This window comes from Streptomyces sp. NPDC126497 (assembly GCF_040302425.1).
Lineage (GTDB): Bacteria > Actinomycetota > Actinomycetes > Streptomycetales > Streptomycetaceae > Streptomyces.
Map to the genome: position 1 here is coordinate 1 of NZ_JBEORT010000158.1, position 9,270 is coordinate 9,270.

Consider the following 9,270-nt stretch of genomic DNA (forward strand, 5'->3'; position numbering starts at 1 on the left):
TTTCAGTCAGTTGGGAAATGTTCCATTTGCGACCAGTGATCAATTCAATGACGTCCAGGGAATCGGGCGCCGGCGCCGGGCCCGTGTCGCCGGTGGCGTCGTCGTACAGCTGTCCCCACCAGTCGTCCTCGGGGCCGGTGGGCCTTCCCGCCTGCTGGCTCATGCCCCCGATTGTCCACCGCGCGGGCCGGAGGGAGACGGGGCATCGGGAAAATCCCCGCCCCCGCGGCGCGGCGCGGCGGCCCGCCGGCTGAACGGTGGGACGGCTGTGCGGCACGGGCCCGCCGGGACGTTCCGTCCTGCGCCGCTCCCCGGCCTCCTGCACCCTGGAGGGATGGGAGCGTGGGACCTCCTGCTCGCCGGACTGGTGCTCCTGCTCGGACTGTGCGGAGTGCTGCTGCCGGGGGTGCCCGGGTCGTGGCTGGTGTGGGCCGGGGTCCTGTGGTGGGCGCTGAAGGATCCGCGGCCCGTCGCCTGGTGGGTGTGCGTGGGGGCGACCGTCGTGCTGTTCCTGTCCCAGGTGGTGCGCTGGGCGCTGCCGCCGCGCCGGCTGCGGGCGGACGGCCACGACGGCCGGATGCTGGCGTACGCGGGCTGCGGCTCGCTCGCCGGCTTCGTGCTGCTGCCGGTGGTGGGCGCGGTCCCGGGTTTCCTCGCCGGGGTCTACGTCTGTGAGCGGCTCCGGCTGGGCCGCCGCCGCGAGGCGGTGGCGGCGCTGCGGACGGCGATGCGCTCGGGCGGCTGGAGCGTGCTGACGGAGCTGTTCACCTGCCAGCTGATCACGGCGGCGTGGCTGGGCGCGGTGTTCTGGGGCTGAGCCCCCCGGCCCTTTCGGCCCTCCCGGCCCTCTCGGCTCACGGCCGCAGCACGCCCTCGTGGGTGAGCAGCCGGACCTTGCGCTCCAGGCCGCCGGCGTATCCGGTCAGCGATCCGTCGGCACCGATCACCCGGTGGCAGGGGCGGACGATGAGCAGCGGGTTCGCGCCGATCGCTCCGCCGACGGCCCGTACGGCGGCCCGGGGCGCGCCGATCCGGGCCGCGATCTCGCCGTAGGAGACGGTCGCCCCGTAGGGGACGTCGTCGAGCGCGGCCCACACCTTCTCCCGGAAGGGGGTGCCGGCGGTGCTCACGGCCAGCCGGAACTCCTTGAGGTCGCCGGCGAAGTACGCGGCGAGCTGCCGCTCGGCCTCGCGGAACGGTCCGGGGTCGTGCCGCCGGTCGTCGAGCACGGTGTGCCCGCCCTTGTGGCCGGGGACGGAGAGCGAGGTCAGCTCGCCGGTCGGGGCCGCGGTGAGCAGCAGTGGTCCGACGGGGCTGTCCACACGGGTCCAGTAGGTGGTCATCATCACTCCAACTCCCCTGCGGCACGCAGGTGGTTCAGGGCGTACGAGCGCCAGGGGCGCCAGCTGTCGGGAACGCCGGGCCCGGGCGGGGCCACGTCCGGGTCGCCGAGCGCACGGGTGCGGATCGCGGCGATCGTACGGGCGTCGAGGCCGGGGACGGCGGCCAGGGCGGCCCGGGCCTCGTCCCGGTCGGCGCCGGGTCCGAGGCGTACGGTGCCGTCGGCGAGGGCGGCGGTGAGCTCGCCCGCGGTGCCGCCGGGTTCCGCCCCGGCGAGGGTGGCGGCTTCGGGGAACAGGTGGGTGAGGGTGCCGCAGGGGGCGTCGAGCCGCTTGCCGTACCGCTGGACCAGCCGTGCGGCCTCGTCGCGGCCCACCAGCGCCCGCACCGCCAGTTCGTCCGGGTCGGCGGCCCCCGGTGAGCGCAGTCCGGGCCGGGCGGCGACCAGCGGGGCGAGCCGGGGGTCGGCTCCCAGGCGTTCGTCGACGGCGTACGGGTCGGCGTCCAGGTCGAACAGCCGCCGCAGGCGTTGTACGGCGGTGGTCAGGTCGCGGAGGTCGGTGAGGTGGACGCGGGCGTCGAGCCAGCCGCCGGGGCGGGTGCCCGCCCCGGTGTGCGGGCGTTCCTCCACGGCGGCGATGCCCGTGCCGTGGGGCAGCCGCAGGGTGCGCCGGTAGGTGCGGGCGCCCGGGGCGCCGCTCATGTCCTCGACGCCGGGGACGGCCTCGCGTGCCAGCAGGTCGAAGACGGGTCCCGCCTGGTAGGGACCGCGGTGGGCGAGCCGCAGGGGGATCCCGGCGGACGGCGTGGCGGTCCGTGCGGCGGCCCGGCCCCGGCGGGGCGCGGCGGCGCGCAGCCCGCTGGGGGTGGTGGCGTACACGGCCCGCACGGTGTCGTTGAACTGCCGCACGCTGGCGAATCCGGCGGCGAAGGCGATCTCGGTGACCGGCAGCCCGGTGGTCTGCAGGAGCACGCGCGCGGCGTGCGCCCGCTGGGCGCGGGCGAGCGCGACGGGCCCGGCCCCGAGCTCGCCGGTGAGCTGGCGCTGCACCTGGCGGGCGCTGTAGCCGAGCCGGGCGGCGAGTCCGGCGACGCCCTCGCGGTCGACGACGCCGTCGGCGATCAGCCGCACGGCCCGGCCGACGACGTCGGCCCGCACGTTCCACTCGGCGGAGCCGGGCACGGCGTCCGGGCGGCAGCGCCGGCAGGCGCGGAACCCGGAGCGCTGCGCGGCGGCCGCGGTCGGGAAGAACCGCACGTTGTGGCGTTTCGGGGTGACGGCGGGGCAGCTGGGCCGGCAGTAGATGCCGGTCGTCTCCACGGCGAAGAAGAACGCCCCGTCGAACCGGGCGTCCCGGCTGCGCACCGCCTCGTACCTGCTGTCCTCGTTCCTCACACCGTCCAGTCTCCGCCGGCCGGGGAGCCCCGGCTGGCGGAAATCGGACAGGGAGGTGCGTCAGCGCGGGTGGCCCTGCTGCTTGGCCCTCAGCGCCGCCCTGCCGATGGCGTTCTTGCGCTTCCAGTCCCTGCGGATCTCCGCACGGAGCCGGGCGTCGGTCTTGGCGACGATGTACTGGTTCTCCCGGAGCAGCTTGCGGTAGCTGTCCAGGCGGCGCTGCGGCAGCTCACCGGTCTCGACGGCGTCGAGGACCGCGCAGCCCGGCTCGCTCCCGTGGGCGCAGTCGTGGAACCGGCAGTCCCCGGCGAGCTCCTCGATCTCGGCGAACACCTGGCCGACGCCGTTGCCGGCGTCCCACAGGCCGACGCCCCGCAGGCCGGGGGTGTCGATGAGGACTCCCCCGCCGGGCAGCGTGAGCAGGTTGCGGGTCGTGGTGGTGTGGCGGCCCTTGCCGTCGACGTCCCGGGTGGCCCGGACGTCCATGACGTCCTCGCCGAGGAGGGCGTTGGCCAGGGTGGACTTGCCCGCGCCGGACTGCCCGAGCAGGACCGAGGTCCCGCCGGCCACGATCGCGGTGAGGACCTCGAGCCCTTCCCCGTCCTGCGCGCTGACGGTGAGGACGGGCACGCCCGGCGCGCTGGTCTCCACGTCCTGCACGAGGTGGGCCCGGGTCGCCGCGTCCGGCACCAGGTCGGCCTTGGTGAGGACGACCACCGGCTGCGCCCCGGACTCCCACGCCAGCGCGAGGAACCGCTCGATGCGGGCGAGTTCGAGTTCCACGGCGAGGGAGACGGCGACGACGGCGTGGTCGACGTTGGCGGCGAGGACCTGCCCCTCGGACCGCTTGGAGGAGGTGGAGCGCACGAAGGCGGTACGGCGCGGCAGGTACGCGCGCACGTAGCGCGGGTTCCCGCCGGGATCGACGGCGACCCAGTCGCCCGTGCAGACGACCCGCAGGGGATCGTGCGGGGTGACGAAGGCGGTGTCGGCGCGCAGGGTGCCGTCGGCGGTGACGACGTCGCACTGGCCGCGGTCGACCCGGATGACACGTCCCGGCAGCAGCCCTTCGGCGTCGTGGGGGGCGAACGCGTCCGCCCAGGCGTCGTCCCAGCCGTAGGGGGCGAGCGCGGAGGAAGGGGAGGTGGAGAGGGAACTCAAGGGGGTGACCCTTCGGATGGGTGGCCCCGGCGGCCGCGTACGCGGACAGGAAAGGGTGAGGTCAGCCGGTGGCCACGGAGGTGGACGTGATGGGTTCCTGGATGCGGGCAGCGCCCGGCGCAATGACAGCCATCGGTCGACACCTCCTCACTCCGCGAACGGTCCGGTACGGCGGCGTACGGCCACCGTGTGATCCGGGGCCACAGTAGCCCGCGGACGCCCCGGCCCGTCAACCTGTTTTTCCGGTCCCCCGTGTCACGCGGTCGTGCAGGTGCGGCCGTTGAGCGTGAAGCCGGACGGGGGGCGGTTGGCGCCGTCGCGGGACGCGAGGAAGCCGAAGGCGATCCTCCCGCCGGCGGCGACCGTCCTGTTGTAGTCGGCGGCGGTGGCGGTGACGCGGGGGCCGTCCTGGTCGGACGAGGCGTCCCACATCCGGGTGATCCGCTGGCCGTCGGGGAAGGCGAAGCCGACGCGCCAGGAGTCGAGGGGGTCGCGGGTGGTGACGGTGACGGTGGCCTGGAAGCCGTCGGGCCACTCGTTGACCAGGTCGTAGCCGACCCGGCAGGCGGCCGGTCCGCCGGTCGCGGGCGCGGCGGCAGTGGTGGAGGTGGTGGTGGTGCCCTGCGGTTCGGGGTCGGGGCCGGGATCCCCGCGGTCCGGGGTGCGCCCGGCGGACGGCTCCGGGGAGGGGGCGTCCGGGGAGGCCGTGGGGGCGGGGGTCCGGGAGGAGCCGGGGCCGGCCACCGGCTGCCGGTCGGCGTCCGGGGGCGCGGCGCCCTCGTCGGCCGTGCCGCCGAACGGCATCAGGGAGACCGCGAGCGCGATCAGGGAGACCAGGAGGGCGGCGGCCGGCGGTCCGTGCCGGGCGAGGCGCGTCCGGTCCGTGCCGGGCTCCGGGCGGCCGCCGTCGGGGTCGGTCCGGTCCGGGCGGCCGGCCCCGAGCCGTGCCTCGGCGGCGCGGCGGCGGCGTTCCAGATAGGCGAGGCCGCCCCAGCCGATCACCCCGCCGGCCAGCGCGCCGGGCAGTCCCCCGCCGTGCAGCCGCAGGCAGGCGGCCGCCTCGGCGCACCGGTGGCAGGTGGCGAGGTGCCGGGAGAGGTCGTCGGGGGTGTCCGCGGCGGGCGAGCGGCTGACGGCGTCGAGGAGCCGGGCGTAGCTGCGGCACTCGGCGTCCAGGGGCGAGTCGAGGTGGTTGCGGTGGCAGCGGTCCCGGAACAGGCGCTCGACCTGGGCGAGTTCGTCGGCCGCGGTGGCGGGGTCGAGACCGAGCCGGCGGGCCACCAGGGGCAGCGGCAGGGCCTCCGCCTCGGCCAGCCAGAGCAGTTCGGCGTCCGCGGGCTGCAGATCGCGCAGCCCGCGCAGGGCGACCGGGCGGTCCAGTGGCGGACCGGTGTGGCGGGCGGCCTGCTCGGAGTGGAGCCACAGCCGCAGGTCGGGGTCGAGCTTGTGTCCCCGTCCCGCGGCCTCCCAGGCGGCCGCCGTGGTGCGGACCGCCGTCAGCAGCAGGGGGATCCGGGGCAGCCGGGAAGGGCGGCGGCCGTGGCCGCGGACGGTGCCCGACCCGGCCTCGCGCAGTTCCCGTATGCCCTGCGCGAAGGCCTCGCGGGCCAGGTCCGCCGCGGCGGCGGACCCGGCCGTGCACAGGTCGGCGTAGGAGAGCGCCGCGTCCCAGCACTCGGAGAACAGCGCCGTCTCGGCGGCGTCCTGGGGGGTCGGCAGGTCGGGCATGGGACTCCCGCATCACGAACGAGGTCAACTCGCCATGGGGGCAATGAAGTTGGGGAAACCTCGCGGCAGTGGCAGAGCTTTTCACGTCCCCGACACAACTGACAAGCGCTTCCCTCACTTCGTGTGGCGGCGCGGCCACCCTCGGGGGGCGTCGCCGGGATCCCGCGCGCGGAAGGCCGGGACGTCTCGGTCCCGGCCTTCCGGATCCCGCGCGGGGCGGGCGCCGGGCCCGGTGTCTCAGACCGTCTCGGCGGACTCCTGCGCGGGGAGGCTGTCCATGAAGGAGCTGACCGAGAACACCGCGTTGCCGGGTCCGGGCGGGCCGTAGCCGGGGGGCGAGGAGAGGCCGAAGTCCTCCATGGTCTGCCGGTACGCCTGGAGCAGCCGGATGTGGTACTCCAGCGGGGCGCCCTGCGGGTTGGCCTTGCCGAGCGGGGTGGTCGGCTCGGGGCACCAGGTGGTGAAGCGGGGCGTGATGCCGTGCGACATGAAGAAGCGCAGGCCCTCGGTGGTGGAGGCGATGGCCTCGTCGACCGTCTTGAAGCCGAAGGGCTCGGCCATCTCGACGCCGGCGACGAAGTTGGGGATGACGTTGCGCGCGCCGAAGACGTCCGCGGAGTCGAGGATGCGCCGGTGCCACTCGTCACGGCCGACGTAGCGCTCCTTGCCGGGGCAGTACATCTTGAACAGGTACTCGTCCCACACCTCGAAGTTGGGGTGGTAGATCTGCACGCCGTAGTCCTTGAAGCGCTGCACGTCGTCCTTGGGCAGCGCCTGGGCGACGACCTTGCCGATCCAGCGGCCGGGGAAGCGCTCCTCGATGGCCTTGGCGTAGTGGCCGTAGAAGTCCGCCTCGTCGCGTCCGGAGACGGTCTTGGTGATGGCGCCGCCGGTGAGGGTGTACGCGGTGGAGGCCTTCGCCGTGTCGTACCGGTCGATGATCTCCAGGGCCTCCAGCACCTCCTCGACGTCCTTCACCCCGGTGTAGGGCCGGCCGGCCGCCTTGTGCTGGCGCCAGTTGTGATTGATGTCGCAGTACTGGCACTCCTCCTTGGCGCCGAAGTACTGGCAGACCCGGAAGACGGTCAGGTAGATCAGGTAGCCCCACTGGATGGTGGGGGCGACCTCCATGACCGACTTCCCGTTGGACAGGGTGTGCCGGTAGTACTCGGGCATGGGCGGCACGCCGACGTCCGAGATCCGCCTGCCGTCGAGGTAGAGGCCGAGCACGCCGTGCTCGTCGGCGGCGACCCGGTAGGGGGACGCCGGGTTCACCCGCACCGACACGACCGTGCGGCGCAGGTCGTACGGGCCGCCGGTGAGGATGATCTCCTCCGGCGGCCGGCGCAGCGCGGCCTCGCCCAGCTCGGGCAGGGTGCCGTGGTCGAAGGAGAAGATGAAGTACGACTTCGGTTTGACCTCGCCGCCCTCGTTGTCGCTGAGCGCGGAGGGGTCGAAGGCCACACCGCCGCGCAGCAGGTCCTCCTTGAAGACGGCCTCGCGCGGCACGTGCGGGAACCGCTCCATCAGATCTTCGACCAGCGCGGTACGGCTGCCCATCCCGTTGTTCTCCTCCCGGTGCGGACGTACGACTCCTCACGGTATGCCCCCGGCCGGACGTCCGGGGCGCCGGGTCCCCCCGGACGGCGTGGACCGCTCCCGGGGTAGGTTCCGGCGGGGGCCCTCCCGGTCCCCGCCGGAAGGGAAGGACGAGGGATGACCGAGAGCGTGACCAACTGGGCGGGCAACATCACGTACGCCGCCAAGGAGCTGCACCGTCCGCGGAGCCTGGACGCGTTGCGCGCGCTGGTCGCGGAGAGCCCCCGGGTGCGGGCCCTCGGCAGCGGGCACTCCTTCAACGAGATCGCCGAGGCCGGTGCGGACGGCGTCCTGCTCTCCCTGGAGGCGCTGCCCCCGCGGATCGACGTGGACACGACGGCCCGCACGGTACGGGTCGGCGGCGGGGTGCGCTACGCCGAGCTGGCCCGGCAGGTGCACCGGCACGGACTGGCGCTGGCGAACATGGCGTCGCTGCCGCACATCTCGGTGGCCGGCTCGGTCGCCACCGGCACGCACGGCTCCGGTGTCGGCAACGGGCCGCTCGCCTCGTCCGTGCGCGCGGTGGAACTGGTCACGGCGGACGGCTCCACGGTGACCGTGGCGCGCGGCGACGAGCGGTTCGGCGGCGCGGTCACCTCGCTGGGCGCGCTCGGTGTGGTCACCGCGCTCACCCTGGACCTGGAGCCCGCCTTCGAGGTGGAGCAGCACGTGTTCACCGAGATGCCGCTGGAGGGGATGGACCGGGCCGCGTTCGAGGCGGTGATGTCGGCGGCGTACAGCGTGAGCCTGTTCACCGACTGGCGGGCGCCGGGCTTCCGCCAGGTGTGGGTGAAGCGGCGCACCGACGAGCCGCTGCCGGACTTCCCCTGGGCGCCCCCGGCGACCGAGAAGATGCACCCGGTGCCGGGGATGCCCGCGGTGAACTGCACCGAGCAGTTCGGCGTGGCCGGGCCCTGGCACGAGCGGCTGCCGCACTTCCGGGCGGAGTTCACCCCGAGCAGCGGGGCGGAGCTGCAGTCGGAGTACCTGATGCCGCGGGAGTCGGCGGTCGCCGCGCTGCGGGCGGTGGACGGCATCCGGGAGACGGTCGCCCCGGTGCTGCAGACCTGCGAGGTGCGCACCGTCGCCGCCGACGACCAGTGGATCGGCCCCTCCCACGGCCGGGACTCGGTGGCCGTCCACTTCACCTGGATCGAGGACACGGCGGCGGTGCTGCCCGTGGTGGCGCGGGTGGAGGAGGCGCTGGCACCGTTCGGGGCGCGGCCGCACTGGGGGAAGGTGTTCACCACGCCGGCGGCGGAGCTGCGCGCCCGCTACCCGCGCCTGCACGACTTCCGGGCCCTCGTCCACGACCTGGACCCGGCCGGCACGTTCACCAACGCGTTCGTCCGGGACGTCCTGGGCGGCTGACGCGCGGCCCCCTCCGGGCTCCGTCGGGCTCCTTTCCCCGTCCCTTGTCGAACGGTCCGCCTCCCCATGGCCTTGCCGCGCGCCGGACCCGGTCGGCCCGGCCCGGCAGGGAGGGGCAGCCCGGTGAGACGCACGTCACGGGACATCCGTACGGCCAACCGCTACCGGGTGCTGCGCCAGATCATCGCCGCCTCGCCCACCTCCCGGCAGGAGCTGGCGGCCGCCACGGGGCTCAGCCTCGCCACCGTCGCCACCCTGGTCGGGGAGCTGCTCGACCTCGGCATGATCACCGAGGTCGGTTTCGAGGACTCGGCCGGCGGCCGTCCCCGGGGGCTGGTGGCCGTCAACGCGCCGGGGGGGCGTGCTGATCGGTGTCGACCTGGCCGAGGCCTACGTCCGGGTCGAACTGTTCGACCTGGCGCTGAACCTGCCGGCCCGCGCCGAGGAGGGCGTGCGCTCCGGGGAGAACCGGCCCGAGCGGGTCGTGGAGCACGTGGCCGCGGCGGTGGAGGCGGTGGTGGCGCGGGCCGGGGCGGAGGGCGCGCGGGTGCTCGGGGCCGGGCTGAGCCAGACCGGCCCAGGGCCTCTCGTTTGGATCAGGTCGGCCGCGACCGACGGTGCGTCGTGGCCGACCCGAGCGGGGCTTGGTGCGTGCAGATGCAAGGCGGAGGAGG

7 protein-coding genes and 1 pseudogene are annotated in these 9,270 nt (G+C 74.8%); 3 read left to right on the forward strand and 5 right to left on the reverse strand.

Going from position 1 to position 9,270, the window contains the following annotated elements; translation table 11 throughout:
* Positions 1-334: 334 nt before the first annotated feature.
* Positions 335-817, forward strand: coding sequence for a DUF456 domain-containing protein (locus ABTY20_RS33990; protein ID WP_352001002.1), 483 nt, complete (start codon positions 335-337; stop codon positions 815-817).
* A gap of 37 nt (positions 818-854) precedes the next feature.
* Here the strand turns inward: ABTY20_RS33990 and ABTY20_RS33995 are convergent, their stop codons facing one another.
* The 5 genes from ABTY20_RS33995 to ABTY20_RS34015 form a co-directional block, all read right to left on the reverse strand.
* Positions 855-1,346: a methylated-DNA--[protein]-cysteine S-methyltransferase gene (locus tag ABTY20_RS33995; RefSeq protein ID WP_352001003.1), complete on the reverse strand. Its 492-nt coding sequence runs from the start codon at positions 1,344-1,346 to the stop codon at positions 855-857.
* A complete protein-coding gene (locus ABTY20_RS34000; RefSeq protein WP_352001004.1) occupies positions 1,346-2,737 on the reverse strand; it encodes a bifunctional transcriptional activator/DNA repair enzyme AdaA in 1,392 nt (463 codons plus the stop codon). Before ABTY20_RS34000 ends, ABTY20_RS33995 begins: the two co-directional genes overlap by 1 nt.
* 60 nt (positions 2,738-2,797) lie before the next feature.
* Positions 2,798-3,898 (reverse strand): ribosome small subunit-dependent GTPase A, encoded by a 1,101-nt coding sequence (rsgA, locus tag ABTY20_RS34005; RefSeq protein WP_352001005.1) that lies wholly within the window; start codon positions 3,896-3,898, stop codon positions 2,798-2,800.
* Between the two features lie 255 nt (positions 3,899-4,153).
* Entirely contained in the window at positions 4,154-5,626 is a 1,473-nt protein-coding gene (locus ABTY20_RS34010; RefSeq protein ID WP_352001006.1) for a cellulose binding domain-containing protein, read from the reverse strand.
* A 237-nt stretch (positions 5,627-5,863) separates the two neighbouring features.
* Entirely contained in the window at positions 5,864-7,186 is a 1,323-nt protein-coding gene (locus ABTY20_RS34015; protein WP_352001007.1) for a radical SAM protein, read from the reverse strand.
* A 156-nt stretch (positions 7,187-7,342) separates the two neighbouring features.
* Here ABTY20_RS34015 and ABTY20_RS34020 point away from each other — a divergent pair, with 156 nt between their 5' ends.
* Together ABTY20_RS34020 and ABTY20_RS34025 are read left to right on the forward strand one after the other, a co-directional pair.
* Positions 7,343-8,596 carry an FAD-binding protein gene (locus tag ABTY20_RS34020; protein ID WP_352001008.1) on the forward strand — a complete coding sequence of 418 codons (1,254 nt, stop codon included), beginning with the start codon at positions 7,343-7,345 and terminating at the stop codon, positions 8,594-8,596.
* A 66-nt stretch (positions 8,597-8,662) separates the two neighbouring features.
* Positions 8,663-9,270: pseudogene (locus ABTY20_RS34025) on the forward strand (winged helix-turn-helix domain-containing protein); the annotation flags it as partial.